The organism is Bacillus sp. T2.9-1 (assembly GCF_950097965.1).
Lineage (GTDB): Bacteria > Bacillota > Bacilli > Bacillales > Cytobacillaceae > Niallia > Niallia hominis.
In genome coordinates this window covers 1-19,110 of sequence record NZ_CATNHG010000073.1, presented here as the reverse complement: position 1 = coordinate 19,110, position 19,110 = coordinate 1, and the positions used below count along the sequence as shown (strand labels likewise).

The window sequence follows — 19,110 nt, the reverse complement described above, 5'->3', positions numbered from 1 at the left end:
TCTCATTTGAAAAGGTTTATTCTGCGGAGGATGAAACTTCCTCACTTTTTCCCGTGCAACGATGGCAAATACCATGAAATGTTAGACGGTGATCTTTAATTTTAAAATTCCAGTCACGCTCTACTAATTTCTCTACATCTCCTAGTAAATCTTCTTGAATTTCATCAACTGCTCCACATTCAATGCATACTAAATGGTGATGAAAGTGAGCTGCGCCTTCTTGTCTCAAGTCATATCTAGAAACGCCGTCACCAAAATTTATTTTATCAACAATTTTCAATTCCGTTAATAGTTCTAGTGTACGATATACGGTTGCCAATCCAATTTCAGGAGATTTCTCTTTTACGAGTAAGTATACATCTTCTGCACTAAGATGGTCTTCTTCATTTTCTAATAATACTCTTACTGTCGCTTCCCTTTGGGGAGTTAATTTATAGCTCGAAGAATGCAACAGTTTTTTTATTCTATCTAATCTACTTTCCATTCCGAAAGTCCCTCCCTAGCCACTGTCCATCTCATTATAACAGAAGTAGGAATAGAATCCTAATAAAAATTATTATAAATAACATTTAATAATAATTCTTAAATTATAATGAGTATTATCTCTGTTTTAACCATTCGAAAGGAAAGTTTTAGATTCTCTCTTTATATAAATGGCAACATGATAATAATAGATTGTACCATATTAATAACTGCTTTCATTAATATTGGCGAAATATATGCCTCAACTGCTGCCGCAATCCCGATAATAACAAAGGCTATCATTAGCAGAAAAGTATATCTAGCAAACAGTGGCAGCATTGGTTCCCCCTTTTTCTTCATGAATTGCTGGCGAATCATTTTAAAAGAGAACGCTACTGATAGTGTAGCAGAAATTATAAAAATTGGAATAACAATTAGGTTTTGTGGCAAAACCGACACAAATGATAGTAAAAAGCCATGCCATCCCATTTGGTTAACTAAAAAACCAACTGTAAAGCCAACAACCATTCCTTTTATAAATAATAGAATTAAAATAATGGGCAATCCTATAATAGAGATGCCAAGCAGCCAAATAAAGCCGATATATTTACTGTTATGCGAGAAGCTTTGAAAAAACAAATCTTTGCTTTCCGCGACTTGTCCATTGGAAACCTGTCCAAAAAATTGTGTTAAATAGTAGTAGAGATCTTCCTTTTGGGAGAGAGACAAACTATTTACTACTATTGCACCAAAAATTACCCCCATTAAAAATAATACAATGATAAATAAATAAATTGAGGAATGCTCACGTATATGAGTCGCTAGGATATTCTGATATTTTTTCTTTTTCATTGCCTTTCCTCCCGCCAAGTCTGTTAATTTATGTTTATGCACGAAAGATAGGCATATGACTAGAAATCTATTATTAATCAAAAAGAGCAAATCATCTAATAATTATGTTATTTTACAAAAAGATATGGTAGATTAATTTTGAGGTGAGAGAATTGAAACCGATTTTAATAGATTTGCCAGAAAAAATCGAAACAGAAAGATTAGTATTGCGTCCATGTATGCCTGGAGATGGCAAGGATGTATATGAGAGCATCCAACGGTCAAAAAATGCCCTTAAGCCTTGGATGGCTTTTGCTAATAAAGAGCAAACACTAGAAGAGGTGGAAGCAGGTGTACGAGAATCGTATGCTAAATATATTTTAAGAGAAGATTTACGATTACATATTTATTTAAAAGATACAAAAGAGTTTATAGGTTCAACTGGTCTACATTCCATCGATTGGAAAGTCCGCGTGTTTGAAATTGGGTATTGGTGCAATTCTGTCCACACTGGAAATGGCTATATTACAGAAAGCACCAGAGCTTTAATAAAGCTTGCAAAAGAAACACTGCACGCAAATCGTATTGAGATACGTGTTGAATCCACAAATAGGAAAAGTCGTGCTATTCCAGAAAAACTCGGCTTCTCATTGGATGGTCTATTGAAAAATGAAACCCTTAGTGCCGATACAGAGGAACTAAGAGATATCTGTCTTTATTCGTTGACATAATGCAAAAAAACCCACAAATTTTAGGAGGCCACTGAAAAACTGATAGCTATTGATGCTTGGTCGTAACCGCCTTTTAAACTTAGATGTGTAAATTATTTTCCGAGGTGACCACTTGCTTTCCATGGGGCGAGCGCCGAGCCGCTTCGTCGCTACGCTCCTGCAGGGTCTCGGACTTTCTCGCTACTCCCATAGGAGTCAAGCGGACACCTCTCCAAACCAACTTATTATTCGCTTTCAAATAAATAAAACCTCATTTTATTTGGAGAACTAGACTTTTTCAGTGGCCTCAATTTTAGTGTGGGATTTTTTTGTACTATTACTTATCTACCCTAACCTTTCCGTATTTACCGCCACCACCTACTTGCAGATTTAACATTCCCGTTCTCGCTGCAACTACATAATCCGCCACCTTCTTTGGAATGATTTCCACTAACTTATCGTAGGGAGCTTCATGGATTATTTGCATTTCGGTTGAAAAATAATCAAGTAATGTTTGCAGTGTTTTTTTCCCTAAGCCAGGAATGTATTCTAGCGGTATTTGGTGAATATAGGGTGGTCTATTAGCTGTTGAAGTAGCATCCTTTAAATCGGTAATCCTTGCTGCTACCCCTTTTACCCATTTATGACTTCCGCATTCTTTGCATATACCAGTCGTTTCTGAAAAAGGGGCATAGCATTTCATACAAACCGTTTCATGATATTTACCTAATTTTGGGTCTAGCCCATAATTGGCAATGATTCTTCTTCCTTCTACCTGATGCAGAACTTTTGCAAATTCTGCAAAAGATGCTTCCTCCATTTCCATAATTTGATATTCTCGAGCAATTTTTCCTAAAGAATGGGCATCAGAATTGGTTATAAAAGAAAAGGCATGTAATTCTGAAATTTGATCAGCCATATCCGTATCAGAGCTCAATCCTAGTTCCATGCCATCAATCAATTTCTCATCCAAAACTTCCTTATAGGAACGATAAACACCACTTCCATATAAACTTTTGAATGGTGTAAAAATATGTGCTGGTATGAAAAGCCCATTTAATTCCTTTACTTTATGCTGCAATTCTTTCCCAGTTATATAAAGCCTTTGCGAGCTTAAAGTCACATTTTTCATATGATTAGAAATCCAATTGGAAAATTCCTTCATTTTAGCTAAAGTCGGCAGATAGGATAACACATGAATCGGCCCCTTACAGGAAGAATCGTATATTTCCAGCTCTGACCCTAGAATAATCGTTATCCCTTCCATCTTAACCCCACCGCTAGGCAATTCTATCATCTTCCCCTGCTCTATCAACTCTTCCATTTCCATTATCACTTCAGGGGAATGACAATCTATAATTCCAATCATATCAAGACCCTTTTGTTTGCTAGCATATTCAATGACAGCAGGCAAGGTAAGGTTTCTGGAAGCTGTGATTTTCACCGGCTTTCCACTTTTGGTTCTCCCAATATGGATATGTAAATCCGTGTAAAAAGACTTCATTTTTACTCCTTTAGGTTAGCAATTTGTAAATATTGTATCCCAAAAATTGTTTTCGCATCAAAAATGCGTTGTTCTTCCATAAATTGTAATGCTTCCTCTAGCGTAATTTCTAATACATTTACAAACTCATCTTCATCTAGTCCTGCGGCATCTTCTTTTTTGGTTAATCCTTTTGCCACATATACATGGATGATTTCATCAGCAAATCCTGGTGAAGTATAAAAAGAACTTACCAATTCTAGAGATTCACAATCATATCCCGTTTCTTCTTCTAATTCTCTTCTTGCACATAAAGCTGGGTCTTCGCCCTTTTCTAATTTTCCGGCAGGGATTTCTACGATTACTTTTTCAAGCGGCTTTCGATATTGTTCTACCATAACTAGCTTGTTATCGTCCGTTATGGCAATTACTGCTACTGCACCTGGGTGCTTTACTAATTCTCGTGTAGAGGTTTTTCCATTAGGCAATTCTACTTCATCCACTTGAACTTGAATTATTCTTCCACTAAAAATATGCTCTGTTTTTACTGTTTTTTCTTCCAATGAACTCATTTGACACACTCCTGTTCTATTAAACAAAGATCCTAACATATAGATTATTATACTTTATTTCGGTTTTTAAGAAAGGATTGTGGGGACGCTGAAGATATATTTACGAGAAAAAGGGGTTGTTTTAACTGGAAAACCACGGGAAATCCGTTATATGCTTAAAAAGTATCAAAAAGAATACACCTATGTGAAGGATTGGGTGAATGCTAATTCGAATCCTTCAAAAAAATAAGCCGATTTCTTTGTGAATAAATACCATTTTTCGTACAATAAGAGATATCTTAGGTAAAGAGGTGTTCGAATTTGCAAAAGTCACAATTAGGTAGTTCTAACTTATATGTATCAAAACTAGGACTTGGATGCATGAGTCTTGGGACCGAAGAAAAGACTGCCTTTCCGATTTTAGAAGCAGCATTAGAAGAAGGAATAAATTATTTTGATACAGCAGATTTATATGATCAGGGGAAAAATGAGCAATTACTAGGTCGTTTTTTCAAAAATAATCGAGAAGATGTCATTATTGCAACAAAGGTAGGAAATAAGTGGGAAGAGGGAAAAGATGGATGGTCTTGGGATGCAAGTAAGGCCTATATTAAAGAACAAGTTAAACACAGCCTAAAACGACTAGGCACAGATTATATTGATTTATATCAACTACACGGCGGGATGATGGAAGATCCGATTGAAGAAACGATTGAGGCATTTGAAGAATTAAAGGAAGAAGGCGTGATTCTTTATTACGGCATTTCTTCCATTCGCCCAAATGTCATTCGCGAATATGTGAAGCGTTCCTCTATTGTTTCTGTCATGATGCAATATAGTATATTAGACAGACGTCCAGAAGAGGAAGCACTACCATTACTTGCAGAAAACAATATTAGTGTCGTTACCCGCGGCCCTGTTGCAAAAGGTCTTTTAAGCCCTAAGTACCGTGAAAAGCTAACAGAAAAAGGCTATTTAGATTATTCTGGTGAGGAACTTGCAAAATTACTTCAAAATTTAGAACAAAAATTTGCAGATAATCGCACATTAACGGAAGCTGCTATTCAATATAACTTGGCTCAAACCCCTGTAGCTAGCATCATTGCAGGTGCAAGCTCAGCAGAACAACTACGTGCCAATGCAAATGCCGTGAACAGTGCACCTTTAACAGCAGAGGAAATAGCATTTATTAAAGAAATTTCGAAAGCATCGGTTTATAAGGCACATCGTTAATAGGATGTAAATTTACTTTTAAGCTTGGTTCTTGAATGATTTGGAAAATTTTTCTCTTCATTATAGAAAAGTGGTTTTCGTTTTTTGGATGAAAGCCACTTTTTCTTGCATTTTTTTGAAATGTGGTTTTCATCTTGCTTATGAACTCTACTTTTGCTCCATTCTTCTTGAAATGTGGTTTTCAATTTGCTTATGAACAAAAATTCCCACCCACTCTTTTTAGATAAATAGTATACGCGTCCAAATAAAATCCTTTATTTTACAAGAATAATAGAAACGAGGAAACTCTTTGAAATACATAGAATTTGGTATTGGCAACAAATGGCTTATTCGTACAGAAACAGAATTACAAGATGGGACAGAGTTTGAAGAAAAAGGAATAAAGAGACCTATTAAATTTCACTCTCTTTATACTAGAGTCTGGATTAGAAAAACGGTCATTATTATCGATTCAAAAGAAGGGGTTAAAAAACGAAAAAAAGAACGAAATGCTTATAAATTCATTCTAGGTATAAAAAGCTTATAGCATTTCACTATTACTCCTTTACTCTTCCATCTCTAGCCTTCTAAAAAGAGGAAAATCAATTAATCGTAACGAATACTTATCTAGTAATTAAACTGTAATTAAATTACCTACATTACTTTTATAAAGGAGTCTTTCAATGAATCAAGCTTTATTAATTATTGATGTTCAGCAATAACTGGTAGATGGGAATACGGAAACAAATAAGATTTATAATAAAACAGGTTTATTAGATACTATTAATCTCGTTATTGAAAAGGCTATCCAATTAAATGTTGAAGTTATGTTTGTAAGAGATAAAGATGTTGCGGGAGGCGAAGGACCTGGGTTTCAAATTCATTCCGATTTGAAAGTTCCTGTTGAAGCAAAAATCTTTGATAAATATGCTACAAATGCATTCTATGGAACAGGATTACTAGAGTATTTACAGTCAAAAGACATTCAACATCTTGTCATTATGGGTTGCGAAACACCCTATTGTATTGATACAGCGGTACGGACAGCAACTGTAAATAATATGGATGTAACGCTAGTTGGAGATGGGCATTCAACAACCGATTCAACCGTTCTTTCTGCTGAAAAAATTATTCAACATCACAATAAAATATTACACGGTCACTATAATGTCGATCATTTTTCGATAGTGCGCGAAGCAGAGGAAGATTTATTTTCACCCATGCATGATAGTTACCGATAAGTTTTATGTAAAGAGCAAGCGAAAAAAGTCACAATGACAAAAGCGATTCGAGCAGCGGCATTTGTCATTGTGACTTTTCTTTATTATTATTTTCACTCTAACTCCCAAGCTTCTTTTAACAGTTCCACCCCTCTTTCTATCTCTGTTTCCGTCAATCCACCATATCCAAGAATCACTTTTGGATTCCCTGAATATTCATTTTGAAAATAGTACGTAGAAACAGGGTATACTTTCACTCCAAATTCCATTGCCTTTTCGACTAATCGCTTTTCACTTAAATCACGTTTCACTTCTAAAACAATATGAAGTCCAGCATTTTCTCCAATCACTTCTACATTTCTGTCTAAATGTCGGTGGATGGCTTGGAGTAGTGCTTGCCGTTTTTTCCTGTACAGTGTTCTCATTTTATTTAAGTGACTGTTCCAATGTCCTCCTTTTATAAAGCGGTACAATGTATCTTGATGCATCCGTGATACGGTCTGCTTATAGACAGTGAACTGTTTCATATATGTACTGTATAATTGCATTGGGAGAACCGCATAGCTTATTCGAAGGGAGGGAATTAATGATTTCGAGAAGGTGCCCAAATATATAATTTGACTATTTTTTGCTAATCCTTGAAGTGCAGGAATTGGTTTTCCTTTATAGCGATATTCGCCGTCATAATCATCTTCTATTATAAACCCATTATTTTCTTCTGCCCAGTTAACCAATTCCAATCTTCGTGCAATTGGCATAATCATCCCGTATGGAAATTGATGAGATGGGGTTACATATGCGACATTTGCTTTACTCTTATTCAGTAGAGATACATCCATTCCATTCTCATCGACAGGAATAGGTAGTGTTTCTATCCCCATATCTTGTAATACCACTCTAATTCGGTGATAGCCTGGATTTTCAAGCCCATATGATTTATCCCTTCCTAACAATAAACTAATTAAGCCTATTAGCACTTGCGTTCCTGCACCAATTATTATTTGATTAGGTTGACAATTTACCCCTCTTGTAGCATATAAATGCTTGGCAATCTGTTCTCTTAAGTTAAACTCACCTTGTGGATCTCCGTTCGAAAACCAAAAATTTTGATCTTCATATATCGATTGCATGGAGAGCTTTCTCCATGTGTTATAGGGAAAATATTTACGATCCACTTGTCCTGAGTTAAAGTCGATTTTCACCACTTTTTGTTGATTAGGTTTATTTACGATAGGACTAGCTTTCGTTTCTAGCTGATTCTTATATTCTTCATCAATTGTTTGCACATATAATCCTTTGCGGGGACTACTTTCCACATATCCTTCTGCACAAAGCTGATCATAGGCTGCTTGGACGGTATTTAAACTAATTTGCAAATGTGTTGCTAGCTTCCTTTTGGATGGTAATTTTTCATTGGGTAATATATGTTTCTTTCTAATCTCATGCTTGATAAAGTCTGCTAATTGGATATAAAGCGGCTTACTACTGTCCTTCCGTAAAACTGGTGTTAACTCTAGCACAAAACACTCCTCCTCAAATCACACTGACACCATTAAAAAGAGCTAATCTGATACTTTAGATTATACCAGAATCCTATTACATTATAGATATGAATGGAGGAATGAACATGATAAACAATCAATTAACCATTAAAGTGTTAAAGACAGAAGATGAATGGAAAACAGCATTTACTGTAATGAAACAATTGCGAACAAAATTAGATATGAGCGCATATCTTGAATTAGTTTTAGAATCTGTCCAAAAAGAAGGGTATCGCTTGATTGCACTGTTTAATCAGAAAGAAATCGTAGCACTATGTGGATTTATGCCTATGATCACTTTATACAATGGCAGATTTATATGGGTCTGTGAATTAATAACAGACCGCAACCATCGTTCCAAAGGTTATGGCAAAGCATTATTGGACTATGTCCATCAGTGGGCCATTGAAAATGACTATCCTCTTGTGTCTTTGTCTTCTGGCTTACAGCGTATCGATGCCCATCGCTTTTATGAAGAAAAAATGGAATATGATAAAGTAAGCTATGTTTATTTGAAAAAAATTTAACAATAAGTAAAAGAGACATTCCCACTTTTTAAAGGTAACGTCTCTTTTGCCATACTTTTTAAAATACTCGTAAATAACTACATTTCCCCTCATAAATATCTTCTATTCTTTGTAGATTAAGTGGATGGTTCTATTGAAGTTTTCTATTTCATAATTCTTTTTTCTAAAGGAATTCCCTTCATTTATATAGAAATATACAAATCTAGGATTCTATAAACGAGTATGGTAAATATACATGAAAAAAGGAGGTGTTAATCCATGTCAAAAGATTCTTTACAAGGTTTAATTACTGAGTTAGATAAACTAATTTCTGCTTGTGAAGGAAATGCTAAAAATAGTGATTCTGCCGAAAAACAGCGCTTTTATGAAGGAATGGCGATCGCCTATACAACAGAACGTATGAGAATAAATGGGGAAGTAGATAGCATAGAGTTAAAAGTAATCGATGAATTATATCGTGCTCTCTCTACTACCTCCTCTTCTACACAGGCATCAAGCATTGAATACACGGAAACTTGTTCCTTTTGCAGAAAATCAAAAGAGGAAGTTGGTCATTTAGCGGTTGGACCAAATGTGTCTATTTGCAGCTCATGTTTAGAGTTTGGTGCAGAAGTGATTAAAAGTCATTCATAGGGACGATTGAAACAATTGTCCCCTTTTTTCACTACTATGTCTTAAGCTTGTATTACTTTTACATACGTTCCTTTTTTCGCTTTTTGAAAAGCATTCTTATTCATCTCTTCTATTTTTTTAGAAAGGCTTGAAGCACTTACTAACTTATTTTGATAGAAAATGGATGGGTCAATAAGTCGAACCTTATTCTTTAGATGGATATCAAAATCCTCTTCATCCTCTATTACTTTCAAAGAAGATTGAAGTTTATGCCAGAGCTCCTGAATCTCACCATTCTTTGATTTACTAATTTTAAAAATCAACTCCCTATCTTCTCTTAGAAAATCAGAAAACTTTATAATGTTCTTAGCTAACGCTACTTTTAAAATTTTTGTTAACTGATCATATCCATAAATATTTAATGGATGCATAAAAAAATCGATGACCTCTTTGTAATAGGTTGTAACAAACCATTCTGCCGCATCAACGTTACTTAAACACATTTTCCCTTCTACCGTTAAAACATTTTCTAAAAATTTCTCTACTTCCTTTAACGAAATTTTTCCATAAGTATACATATCCCGTATTGTATAATCAACACGATCAGCACATAATTCGGGTGCTGGCTGTTCTAGAATAGTCCATTTGGTATCATCCATTAGCAATTCTTTATAATCATATCGATATTTTTCTAAGATTGAAGGAATTTCAGAATTCTTAATAACAGAAAGAAAAATAACTTCATGATAATTCTCATGATGTTTATCTAAGACAAAATCAACAACATGGGAGAATGCTGTATGGGAGACATCATGCAACAGTCCAGCAATTTGCTCTTCCATGGAACCTCCGAGCTTTCGGATTAATAGCATAACGCCAATCGAGTGCTCATATCTAGTAACATTCCAATTTTTATTTACTAAATAACTTGCTCCGCCTTGATGGATGCCTTTTAGTCGTTGGATTGGCTTGCTTTTTATTAATTCCTCTAAAACTTTTTCAATCTCAAAATCTCCGTACAGTTTATCGGATATTAGCAAAACTATTCTCCCTTCTTGGTAAATTTGTCTCCTATTATAAAAAACACAATTTCAATGGAAAACCACATGCATTTCCAATAAATGTATAGTAAAGTATACATATCAAGTTTAATCCTCTCATGTTTTGCAAAAAGTGATTTTATTAAAATTAAATCTGAAAGGAGTATGAATGTGCATCAGAATTTCGGAAAAAAACAAATCAATAAAAGCAACTTTTTAGGTGTACTATCGATATTTTTTCCTATTGTCCTTGGACTATTGATTCTTAATTTTTTTACAAACATCATTCCGTTGGATAAGCTTCAAGGATTACCTGTTCTCATGCCGCTTTTTTTGTGTCCATTTGGAGCAGTCATCGGTCTTTTAGGATATAAACGGAATAGAGATACACTATCATTAGTTGGTATAATTGCCAATATAATATTGTTCTTGTTCCCTGTTTTTTACCATATACTAGGTACAATTTTAATGGGTGTTTAGTGATTTCATTTATACTTTTTGTTCAGCCGCTCTCACCTTTCTTCCATTCTATTATAAGATTTAAATAAAAGTGAGAAATATTAGTAAACTTACAAAAAGAAAAAACACTTCTATATTAAAAAAATATGGATTTCCGGCTATCCGATTTAAAATTTTATTTGGTTTAAGGAGGCTTTCTTTTATTAAAAGTAGGACAAAATAAATGATAAGTATACCAATGATTCCCATCAAATTTGCCATCATAACATATTGCTGCTTCCAAAACGCAACTGCAAGAAATATTACCCAAATACTCTTTAGGATATTGGCCATTAATTCAAATGGTCCTGATAAGGTTGCCATCAGATGATTGCTTATTGCTTGCGGTTGACTTACTTTTTCGCTATGTACTATATGACCTGTCTGTAAACTCATTGTCATAATCATCATAGATAAGTATACTGTCCCAAAAATCATACCCATTTTTAGGCTATCAGTATGTAGTATCTCATATAATGTAATCGGAATAGGCAACCACATTGCATACATAAATGCCATTAGAATATGTATAAATCCAAATTCGTTATTTTTAGCCAGCTTTGGAAACGTTACTGCAAGGATGACAAATAAGACGATTCCTATCCAGCCTAATACTAGTGTTGATATGATAATTGGTATCAATCCTTTCGAGCGATTTATTTAATTATTTCAACTTCTTCTCCAGCTGCTTTTTATGTTGATCGGCTAATGCTAATAAGCGGAATTGATCCTGTTTTAATTGTTCTAAAATATCACTCGCTTCTTTCCATGCTAAGTCATACTGTTCTTTCGAAATATAATTGTCTTTATACGCATTCACCAGTTCTTCTTCATCCAGTAAATAAATTTCTTTAGTTGGCAATACTACAATATCTAAAAACAAGTCATCCATCCAAGGAACCTTATCTTCTGTTCCATGTTCAAGACAGATATCAATATACCATTGGACAATATCTCCATCTTTATTAAACATAGTAGTGATGGAGTGATTTTTCTTTAATGGATACTGGTGAAGCCACATATAGCCATCATCAAGTATACAAACCTCTTTCTGGTTATACCTTTTCGTTACTGATTCCGCTACCTTTATGGAATGAAATAGGGACAAATATCCTGTAAACTCATCCGTTATTATAAACGTTTGCGCATAATGCTTTTCTAATATCCGTTTCCAACCTTTATGATTTCCGAATTTTCTTTTTACCGGCATACTCACCCATCCTATATCAACAATTTATCCGAAACCACCCTGTCTCTTTCGGAAAATCATCTCTACTTAATTGTCTACCCGTTATTAACTGGCGATAGGAAGTTATTGTGCCGTCATGTGAGACAATATAGATTTTCTCTTTTTTTAATCGACTACAATTTGCTAAAAATTCTTCAGCGTATCTTGTAAAATCCCTTTCTGTAGCGGTGTTAAATCCTTCCTTCCATAAGGCTACTGGTGGATTGTCATCTAGTTCAAAGGAAGGAAATGCATGTAATATATTCTCCTTTTCCATCATTACATCGCAAGGCAATGTCTGCTTATTTGATAAGAGAGGGAACATTCTTGGAGAAACGTAAGGAGTTACTATTTTTCTGCAATCGACGCCATCAGCCCACAGCATAGCTGTTTGCATAGTTCTTACTAATGGACTAATGAACACAATATCTTGAGTGCTTAAAGGAAAGTGATCTTTAAGTTTCTTTGCTTGGTCCATTCCCTTTTTTGTAAGTGGCGGATTTCTTTTATGTAGACTAGATGGAAGATTAAGCGTGTGTTCTCCCTCTCCATGCCGTATGAAGAATAATTCCATTCCATCCCATCCCCTCATTTTAATTTTTGATTTCCTTTAACCAAGTGATTAGTTTCTGAACCATCTTCGGTGTAAATTCATGATTTACTTTTTCGAAGATTTCCATTTCCACATTGGTTCGTTTTTCCTCTTTGGTAATATACTTATAATAGTTTTTTTGCCCCTCGATTGGAATAATCGTATCACTATCCCCATGCATGAGAAGAATAGGAGATAGACTAATCATTTTGTCGATTGGATCATATTTCTTTAATCGACTCTCTTCTTCTTGAGACATCTCATCTCTACCATCCCATATTCGAAATATTTTTTCGGTAAGCACAAATGAACCCGATCCATTTATATTTGCTAATCCACTTATTTCAGGCTCTTTCGCAAAAATGCCATTTGCTATAAATCCCCCCATAGAATTGCCTACTAATATGGTACTGTTTTTCTTTACGCCTATTACTCTTAAAAACTCATTATAATCATTAATGGTATGGAAAACGGTATTCCAAAAGTACTTTCGGGTAACGTTGGAATCAAAGTGATTTTCCAAAGGGTATCTTTCATCATGATTAAGGATGTTAGGGATTAATACACCAAATCCTTCTTGAGCAATCTCTTCGGCCAACTCTATGTATCCTTTCGCTGTTCCACCCCAACCATGATATAGGATCACAATTTTGTCTTTATTTTGAATAATATTAGTAGACTGATAAAACTTATATTCACCGATTACTATTCTCTCCACTGTCGTACCTTCCTTTACTACCTATACTTAAATAAATCTCTTCACTTTCCCATATTGGATCAGCGAATGATAAGGTTCACCTTTTAGCCCTAGTACCTTACAGAAAGCTGGTTCTGTTTTATAGCCCTGTTTCTTTAGTGAAAGGATTTCTTCTTTTATAGTTGGGTTTATCCTTAAAATTTCGTGTTCAATAATCATATGGAGATATGCATATTGCTGTTTTACCGGGATTGGTTGACCGAACAATTCGAATTCGAAGCCATCAAAATTGAAATTTGCTTTCATTACATCCACTTCTCTAATCATTAATCTTTTCAGGCGAAAATGCTCCATTTCACCAAACTTCTCAGTTACAATCTGTTTGAATTTTTCAAATTCGTAGACTTCCATTATAATATCTAAATCAGAAGCCTCTATATTCACTCCAATTGGAATGGTTCCACAAAGAATTGGTTTATAAGGATGTAAAATTTCGTATATTTTTAATTTCTTTAATGCTGAATATGCTTGTTGCTGCTTAGCATTTCCTTCTCGTAAATAATCTAGTTTATCAAACATTGAAAATTTCATATTTCATATATCTCATTTAAAGTTTCGCTCACGACTGACTGCATAGAAGATAACTTAGGATTATTTATCATATTTACCAACAAACTTTTCAGGAAATTCTTACAGTTTGCCACCAAAAACCAATAACTTTCTTCCTCTATTTGATTTCTATACTGGTGTAAATCGTTTTTCATATTAATTATTAAGCCTTCTAACACTTCCTGCTCCAAACCGTTATCTATCATTTGTATAAGAGGAACAATCATTCGTTCATCCTCATCATGAATATATACACTTTCCGTTTGATAGATTTTTTGCCAAATCGCCTGCATTATTGCCGGGTATGTACTTTGATTTATTTTTTCACTTTTGACAAGTTCATCGAAAGCATCCGCTACATGCGCCATACTATGAGCCAGCCTCTATCTTTCACATATCCTCTTACATCTTTTTCAAGGTTTACATAGTTGATCAATTTATCTTTAATTTCATTAACCTTGGCTTCTGTTAAAAAATCATTGCGATTATCTTGATAAAGAATAAGTGCAATTAGTAATGATGTAAAAGAACGAGTGAAAACAGAATCCGTATCCTTTTCACCAATTCCTTTAAACAAGAATTGATCACTTAAACAGGTTTCTAACACTTCACATAAAAAATGCTTTTCTAGTTTATTTTCCATGATTAATTGACAAAAGGTGTGATAAATCAAATTATCTCTTAGCTCGCTATCTGGTGAACCAATATGTATAAGCATAGATTTTACGACTGTCTGTTTTGTTTTTTCATCCCATTCTATTTCTTCAGATTTTCTATTTCCTAAAAAGTTCTTCAACTCTTTTTCCTTCATGGGAATTATATTTTCTATTAGATTCAATTTCTCACTCCTATCAATAACAAGGGAAGTAACAATCCCTTTTCATCTATTTACTTTATGCATCACAAACTGTGATTTACTTTTTTTAAACTCATTCTTGTTGTAAAAGGCAATTAAGTCTTCCTCACAAAATAAACTAATAACATCAATATTGGATAATTCCTCTATCAATTTAGCAATAAGCATAGTTCCGATTCCGTTTCTATTAAAAGAACTATGAATCACTACATCCTCAATATATGCCCTAAAAACTCCATCTGTTATTGCTCTGGCAAAGCCTATGAGCTTATTATTTTCCCATGCACCTACTGCTAATGTTTGGGATAACATTTTTTCCATATCTTGCTCCGTTCTTTCATTCCACCATCCAGCATCTTTATAAAGTTCTAACACTTCGCTTGCCTTTATAGATTTCTCTACAGATGTCAACACTTCTATTGTCATGCCATTCCCCTACCTACTGCTATATTAGTTCATAATTTTAATAAAATCTTCTTTCCTTAACCGGAATAGAACTATGTCTTGATTACTATCTTTAATAAGATTGAATCCATAATTTATTAATAGTTGTTGTCCTGCAGTATTATGGATAGCCACACGGTCTGCCATCACTTCTCCTCCAAATTCATTAAAGAAATAATCCAGAAGTAAATGAATTGCCTCTTTTGCATAACCATTTCTACGATATTTATAAGCTATTTTTATATTTAACTCCGCTAGGTGCTTTTCATGATCAAATCGATGGAAACTTACTTCCCCAATTGGAATGTCTTCATAAGTATAAATAAAGCAGTAGAAGTTGGTTCCATCTGTTGGTTGAACCATTCGTTGGTACCATCCTATTCTCCGACTTTCCTCAAACTCAATTGTACCTCCAACATCCATCATGGTATCTTTGTCAGCCCAAAGCCATTCCACAAACTCTAGTTCCTTCCACTCCGGCTGTTTAATATAAACTTTTTCTCCTAAACTTTTAAATAACATGGCTGTGTTTCCCTCCTCATTACCTTCAAAAATTATAACATTAATCATTAAGAAGAAATTCACTTTTTCGAAAAATTCAGATACCCGACGAAATTAAAAATGACCTTCAAGAACAAAGGCCATTTTACTAAAAAGAGATTTTTCTATCAAAGTATTCTTTCACTTTTTAGCTACGAATAGTGGTTTTACATCAATAGCTGATAAATCATCTATTTCTACCCACATTGGCAAATATGTTCCTCGGTCTAGAGATCTTTCCGTAAATTCTTCTCCCTGACCTGTTCCAATACTGCCGCTGACGATATCTGCTAAGAAAAAATACTGGGTTCCTTCATATTCTATTTCTGCTAAGCATTCGTTTATTTGGACGGTTACACCTAATTCTTCAAATGCTTCACGTTTAGCTGCTTCCCTAGGCGTTTCTTCTGGCTCGATACCACCACCAGGAAATACATAATAGATAGAATTATTTCTACTTCTTTTAATAAGACATAGCTTATTATCTTCCATAATAACTACTGAGCCTCTATTTCGCATTAACTTTTCGCCATGATATTGGTTCAATTATATACGTGAAATGGAATTATAAAACTATAATAGCTAAATTCTCATCAAATATTGTAGTGTACTTACACAAACTCAGTAAAATTCAATCATTTCCGCAATGCTTATTAAATCCTGCTTATCTTCAACACCTGTAATCGTATATTGATAGTTCTTTGTTGGAATAATTAATTTGAGATCATTTTTCTCATGGATAAGTACTGCTAAATGTTTATTAATGGTTATTTTCTGCTCTTTTTTTACAAAACTATTTTTATCATTACCATATATATTTTTTTGTTTTTTCTCTGTATGTATGGAAAGAAAGCTTCCGTCTGACAATGGAAAATCTGCGTTTACTAGAATAGAATTCTTTACCTTCGTCGCACTTATTTTCGGTTCACCAGTTATCTTAAGTGAAGATAATTCAAGTGTATTTAGAGAATAAGGAATCCCTGCTTCCTCTGATAGAAATACCTTTTTTTATTTTCGATTTTTTTTTGTTCTTTTGCTGTAATAAATGACCAATTCTTCTAGATTAGCTGTTTTTTCATCCATTGCGTTTATATCCTGAAATTTATGTAATAATGGAGATTCCATACGAATTAATAAAAAGAGAATAGTCAATGCTACGAAAATTGCTACGAAAGGAAATGGCTGAAGTTTATTTCGTCTCTTATTATGAGCTTGTATCCTCTCTTCTAGCTTTAGACGTGTAGCTTGTTTTCGTTTCTTATCCCAAATGATATCTGTTTCTAAAATTTTCAAATCAAAATCAAGCTGTTCTTTAGATGACTTTCCCATTTAACGCACCTTCCTTTTTTAATTCTTTCTCCAATGCACGAATTGCCCGAAATAAAGTAGATTTTACCTTGCCTTCTGACCATTCCAAAATTTCTGCCGTTTCTTCTATAGAAAACTCCTTCAGTTTCCTTAGTATTATGACCTCTCGATAGGATTTTTTTAATGAACTTAATACATGATAAAGATCCAGCGATTGTTCCTTCATTTGTAAAATTTCATCGAGCAATGGACAATCATCTTTTTTTAGTAAAAAGGCTACTTTTATAAGTAGTAACGGCTTCTTTTTTCTAATCATATCGACGGTAAGATTATGAGCAATTCGATAAAGCCACGTTTTTTCACTGGCTTGTCCTTTAAAAGTATCCAAACGAAGAAATGCCTTAAAAAAAGTCTCGTTTGTTAAATCTTCTGCCTGCTGATAATCTTGAATCATAATTAAGATATATTTAAAAATAGCATCCCCGAACTTTTCATACCATTCTAAGATAATTTTGTCTTTTTCCTTCTCCACTTTTTCCCCTCCTTTTAAAAAAGTTCTATGTATAGACGGATGAAGTCTTTAAAAGTTTTACTTTTTTTAAAGATAATTTTATTATAGTCTCAACTTTCGCACCAAAAAAATAAGTGCAAATCGTTAGTTGTATTGCGTCTATGGTCTATTAAATATGTTGCTTGACAGTGTTTAATAAAATGAAAAAACACCTCATTCTTTGGTATAGTGTAATTGTCGAGAAAACACTACCATACAGAAGAGGTGCTCCCTATATGATAGACCAAAATAGCCAAAACAATCAACTACCAAAAGAACTTAATTCGGTTTTTTCTGAGCTTGAAATGAATAAACACCTGCGCCAAGCAGGAATTAAAAAATCCTTCGGTTTCAGCTGTTCCTACTTATTTCAGCTTGTTTTCTGTTTGATTTTCCAGCACAAAAATTGGTTTTCACTTCTTGATTCAAAGAAAGCCGATCAGTTTCCAGCCAAAGATGCCGTCTATCGCTTTTTAAACCAATCAACTTTTAATTGGCGCCGTTTCTTACTACTGTTGAGCATTTTTACTATTCAAAAGGTGACTCGCCTTACGAATAAAGAGCGTCCAAAAGTACTGATTATCGATGATTCTGCGTATGACCGAAATCGTAGTAAAAAGGTAGAGCTTCTCGCTCGTTGTTTTGATCATGCTTCCCTGAAAATGCGTTTCTTTAAGGGGTTTCGTATGCTCACTTTGGGCTGGTCAGATGGCTATACATTTATGCCAATTGACTTTTCTTTAGTCAGTTCAAAAAAGTCTCAAATCAATGGTATCTCTGAAAAAATTGATAAACGTACTTGTGGATACAAGCGTCGAGAAAATGCATTACAAACTGAGCCTGAACAAGTTCCTGACATGATTAAACGTGCATTAGCCAATGGGATAGATGCAAGTTATGTCCTTATGGATTCTTGGTTTACATTGCCACCACTTGTAAAGTCTATTGTGGATCAAGGATTAGACGTAATTGGTATGGTCAAAGAAACAAAACAACGTTATAACGTAAACGGGGAGATGGTTTCTTTAAAGCAACTATACCGCCTAGCTGGACCCATTCAATCCAAGAAAGGAATTCTTCGTTCCATCCATACGATCATGGCTAATGGAACACCAATTAAAGTGGTATTCATTCAAAACAGAAATAAGAAAAGCGACTGGCTTGCCATCCTCAGCACAGACTGCACTCTTTCAGAACAGGAGATCGTCCGAATCTATGGAATGCGCTGGGATATCGAGGTATTCTTTAAGGCGGCCAAATCTCTTTTGAAACTTGAAAAAGAATTCCAAAGCCGTTCATATGACGCGCTTATTTGCCATACAACGATTGTGTTTTCTCGTTTTATCGTTCTGTCGTGGCAGAATCGCTGTAATACCGATCAACGCACAATAGGTGGTCTGTTTTACGAATTATGCGATGAAGTAAATGAACTTGATTGGGCTGTCGCATTACAGCAATTGATCGAGCTTCTTCAAGATGCACTTAAACAAACGAATAAGAAAATCAAAAAAATAATTCAAAGTCAACTTGAACAGTGGATCGCTGGCCTTCCTAATTATATCAAGGCTTATTTGCCGATATCACTCTGCGAAAGTTGAG

26 protein-coding genes and 1 pseudogene are annotated in these 19,110 nt (G+C 34.4%); 9 read left to right on the top strand and 18 right to left on the bottom strand.

From position 1 onward, the window contains the following. Nucleotides 1-16: 16 nt before the first annotated feature. Both fur and spoIIM read right to left on the bottom strand, forming a co-directional pair. Nucleotides 17-484, bottom strand: coding sequence for a ferric iron uptake transcriptional regulator (gene fur / locus QQZ16_RS05465; protein ID WP_031537320.1), 468 nt, complete (start codon nt 482-484; stop codon nt 17-19). A 161-nt stretch (nt 485-645) separates the two neighbouring features. Beyond that, nucleotides 646-1,314, bottom strand: a complete 669-nt coding sequence (gene spoIIM / locus QQZ16_RS05460; protein WP_031537318.1) for a stage II sporulation protein M — start codon at nt 1,312-1,314, stop codon at nt 646-648. A gap of 152 nt (nt 1,315-1,466) precedes the next feature. Here spoIIM and QQZ16_RS05455 point away from each other — a divergent pair, with 152 nt between their 5' ends. Next, nucleotides 1,467-2,024, top strand: coding sequence for a GNAT family N-acetyltransferase (locus QQZ16_RS05455; protein ID WP_251628027.1), 558 nt, complete (start codon nt 1,467-1,469; stop codon nt 2,022-2,024). Between the two features lie 316 nt (nt 2,025-2,340). On the opposite strand, the gene QQZ16_RS05450 is transcribed toward QQZ16_RS05455, so the two are convergent. Both QQZ16_RS05450 and QQZ16_RS05445 read right to left on the bottom strand, forming a co-directional pair. After that, nucleotides 2,341-3,507 (bottom strand): endonuclease Q family protein, encoded by a 1,167-nt coding sequence (locus tag QQZ16_RS05450; RefSeq protein WP_031537316.1) that lies wholly within the window; start codon nt 3,505-3,507, stop codon nt 2,341-2,343. A 2-nt stretch (nt 3,508-3,509) separates the two neighbouring features. Further along, on the bottom strand, nt 3,510-4,058 hold the full coding sequence (locus QQZ16_RS05445) for an NUDIX domain-containing protein (RefSeq protein WP_031537314.1): 549 nt from the start codon (nt 4,056-4,058) through the stop codon (nt 3,510-3,512). 79 nt (nt 4,059-4,137) lie between these two features. Between QQZ16_RS05445 and mciZ the strand changes: the two genes are divergently transcribed. From mciZ to QQZ16_RS05425, 4 genes are all read left to right on the top strand, one after another. Further along, nucleotides 4,138-4,287 (top strand): Z-ring formation inhibitor MciZ, encoded by a 150-nt coding sequence (mciZ, locus tag QQZ16_RS05440; RefSeq protein ID WP_269320379.1) that lies wholly within the window; start codon nt 4,138-4,140, stop codon nt 4,285-4,287. Between the two features lie 71 nt (nt 4,288-4,358). Continuing rightward, nucleotides 4,359-5,270, top strand: a complete 912-nt coding sequence (locus QQZ16_RS05435; RefSeq protein WP_235249707.1) for an aldo/keto reductase — start codon at nt 4,359-4,361, stop codon at nt 5,268-5,270. Nucleotides 5,271-5,559: 289 nt separating this feature from the next. Then, complete coding sequence (locus QQZ16_RS05430; RefSeq protein ID WP_235249699.1) at nt 5,560-5,796, top strand: DUF3977 family protein; 237 nt, start codon at nt 5,560-5,562, stop codon at nt 5,794-5,796. Between the two features lie 175 nt (nt 5,797-5,971). After that, nucleotides 5,972-6,490, top strand: a complete 519-nt coding sequence (locus tag QQZ16_RS05425; protein ID WP_235250096.1) for an isochorismatase family protein — start codon at nt 5,972-5,974, stop codon at nt 6,488-6,490. 92 nt (nt 6,491-6,582) lie between these two features. Here the strand turns inward: QQZ16_RS05425 and pdxR are convergent, their stop codons facing one another. Continuing rightward, nucleotides 6,583-7,989: a MocR-like pyridoxine biosynthesis transcription factor PdxR gene (gene pdxR, locus QQZ16_RS05420; protein ID WP_235249697.1), complete on the bottom strand. Its 1,407-nt coding sequence runs from the start codon at nt 7,987-7,989 to the stop codon at nt 6,583-6,585. Nucleotides 7,990-8,096: 107 nt separating this feature from the next. On the opposite strand from pdxR, the gene QQZ16_RS05415 reads away from it, so the two are divergent. Together QQZ16_RS05415 and QQZ16_RS05410 are read left to right on the top strand one after the other, a co-directional pair. After that, nucleotides 8,097-8,537, top strand: a complete 441-nt coding sequence (locus QQZ16_RS05415) for a GNAT family N-acetyltransferase (RefSeq protein ID WP_235249694.1) — start codon at nt 8,097-8,099, stop codon at nt 8,535-8,537. 258 nt (nt 8,538-8,795) lie between these two features. Beyond that, nucleotides 8,796-9,170 (top strand): ClpX C4-type zinc finger protein, encoded by a 375-nt coding sequence (locus tag QQZ16_RS05410; RefSeq protein ID WP_031537303.1) that lies wholly within the window; start codon nt 8,796-8,798, stop codon nt 9,168-9,170. Between the two features lie 41 nt (nt 9,171-9,211). On the opposite strand, the gene QQZ16_RS05405 is transcribed toward QQZ16_RS05410, so the two are convergent. Beyond that, nucleotides 9,212-10,189, bottom strand: coding sequence for an HD domain-containing protein (locus QQZ16_RS05405; RefSeq protein WP_031537301.1), 978 nt, complete (start codon nt 10,187-10,189; stop codon nt 9,212-9,214). A gap of 171 nt (nt 10,190-10,360) precedes the next feature. On the opposite strand from QQZ16_RS05405, the gene QQZ16_RS05400 reads away from it, so the two are divergent. After that, on the top strand, nt 10,361-10,669 hold the full coding sequence (locus QQZ16_RS05400) for a hypothetical protein (protein WP_231512548.1): 309 nt from the start codon (nt 10,361-10,363) through the stop codon (nt 10,667-10,669). A gap of 60 nt (nt 10,670-10,729) precedes the next feature. On the opposite strand, the gene QQZ16_RS05395 is transcribed toward QQZ16_RS05400, so the two are convergent. The 12 genes and pseudogenes from QQZ16_RS05395 to QQZ16_RS05340 form a co-directional block, all read right to left on the bottom strand. Beyond that, nucleotides 10,730-11,329, bottom strand: coding sequence for a hypothetical protein (locus QQZ16_RS05395; RefSeq protein WP_235249679.1), 600 nt, complete (start codon nt 11,327-11,329; stop codon nt 10,730-10,732). Between the two features lie 22 nt (nt 11,330-11,351). Then, nucleotides 11,352-11,897 carry a DUF402 domain-containing protein gene (locus QQZ16_RS05390; protein WP_235249671.1) on the bottom strand — a complete coding sequence of 182 codons (546 nt, stop codon included), beginning with the start codon at nt 11,895-11,897 and terminating at the stop codon, nt 11,352-11,354. Nucleotides 11,898-11,913: 16 nt separating this feature from the next. Further along, nucleotides 11,914-12,489 (bottom strand): histidine phosphatase family protein, encoded by a 576-nt coding sequence (locus tag QQZ16_RS05385; protein ID WP_235249658.1) that lies wholly within the window; start codon nt 12,487-12,489, stop codon nt 11,914-11,916. Nucleotides 12,490-12,508: 19 nt separating this feature from the next. Continuing rightward, the gene (locus QQZ16_RS05380) at nt 12,509-13,225 is read right to left on the bottom strand and encodes an alpha/beta hydrolase family protein (RefSeq protein WP_235249645.1); all 717 of its coding nucleotides are present in this window, start codon (nt 13,223-13,225) and stop codon (nt 12,509-12,511) included. A gap of 27 nt (nt 13,226-13,252) precedes the next feature. Next, nucleotides 13,253-13,783 (bottom strand): DUF4269 domain-containing protein, encoded by a 531-nt coding sequence (locus tag QQZ16_RS05375; RefSeq protein ID WP_235250081.1) that lies wholly within the window; start codon nt 13,781-13,783, stop codon nt 13,253-13,255. Nucleotides 13,784-13,791: 8 nt separating this feature from the next. After that, a pseudogene (locus QQZ16_RS05370) lies at nt 13,792-14,456 on the bottom strand (DUF2785 domain-containing protein). A 237-nt stretch (nt 14,457-14,693) separates the two neighbouring features. Then, the gene (locus tag QQZ16_RS05365; protein ID WP_235249637.1) at nt 14,694-15,095 is read right to left on the bottom strand and encodes a GNAT family N-acetyltransferase; all 402 of its coding nucleotides are present in this window, start codon (nt 15,093-15,095) and stop codon (nt 14,694-14,696) included. A 24-nt stretch (nt 15,096-15,119) separates the two neighbouring features. Beyond that, nucleotides 15,120-15,635: a GNAT family N-acetyltransferase gene (locus tag QQZ16_RS05360; RefSeq protein WP_235249623.1), complete on the bottom strand. Its 516-nt coding sequence runs from the start codon at nt 15,633-15,635 to the stop codon at nt 15,120-15,122. A 159-nt stretch (nt 15,636-15,794) separates the two neighbouring features. Next, complete coding sequence (locus QQZ16_RS05355; RefSeq protein ID WP_235249622.1) at nt 15,795-16,172, bottom strand: NUDIX hydrolase; 378 nt, start codon at nt 16,170-16,172, stop codon at nt 15,795-15,797. A 102-nt stretch (nt 16,173-16,274) separates the two neighbouring features. Then, a complete protein-coding gene (locus QQZ16_RS05350; RefSeq protein WP_328283918.1) occupies nt 16,275-16,544 on the bottom strand; it encodes a DUF4367 domain-containing protein in 270 nt (89 codons plus the stop codon). A 117-nt stretch (nt 16,545-16,661) separates the two neighbouring features. Next, nucleotides 16,662-16,982: a hypothetical protein gene (locus QQZ16_RS05345; RefSeq protein WP_235249618.1), complete on the bottom strand. Its 321-nt coding sequence runs from the start codon at nt 16,980-16,982 to the stop codon at nt 16,662-16,664. Then, on the bottom strand, nt 16,966-17,493 hold the full coding sequence (locus QQZ16_RS05340; RefSeq protein WP_235249616.1) for an RNA polymerase sigma factor: 528 nt from the start codon (nt 17,491-17,493) through the stop codon (nt 16,966-16,968). The genes QQZ16_RS05345 and QQZ16_RS05340 overlap by 17 nt, the downstream gene beginning before the upstream one ends. Nucleotides 17,494-17,747: 254 nt before the next feature. Here QQZ16_RS05340 and QQZ16_RS05335 point away from each other — a divergent pair, with 254 nt between their 5' ends. Further along, a complete protein-coding gene (locus QQZ16_RS05335) occupies nt 17,748-19,109 on the top strand; it encodes an IS4 family transposase (RefSeq protein WP_048717268.1) in 1,362 nt (453 codons plus the stop codon). Nucleotide 19,110 lies beyond the last annotated feature (1 nt).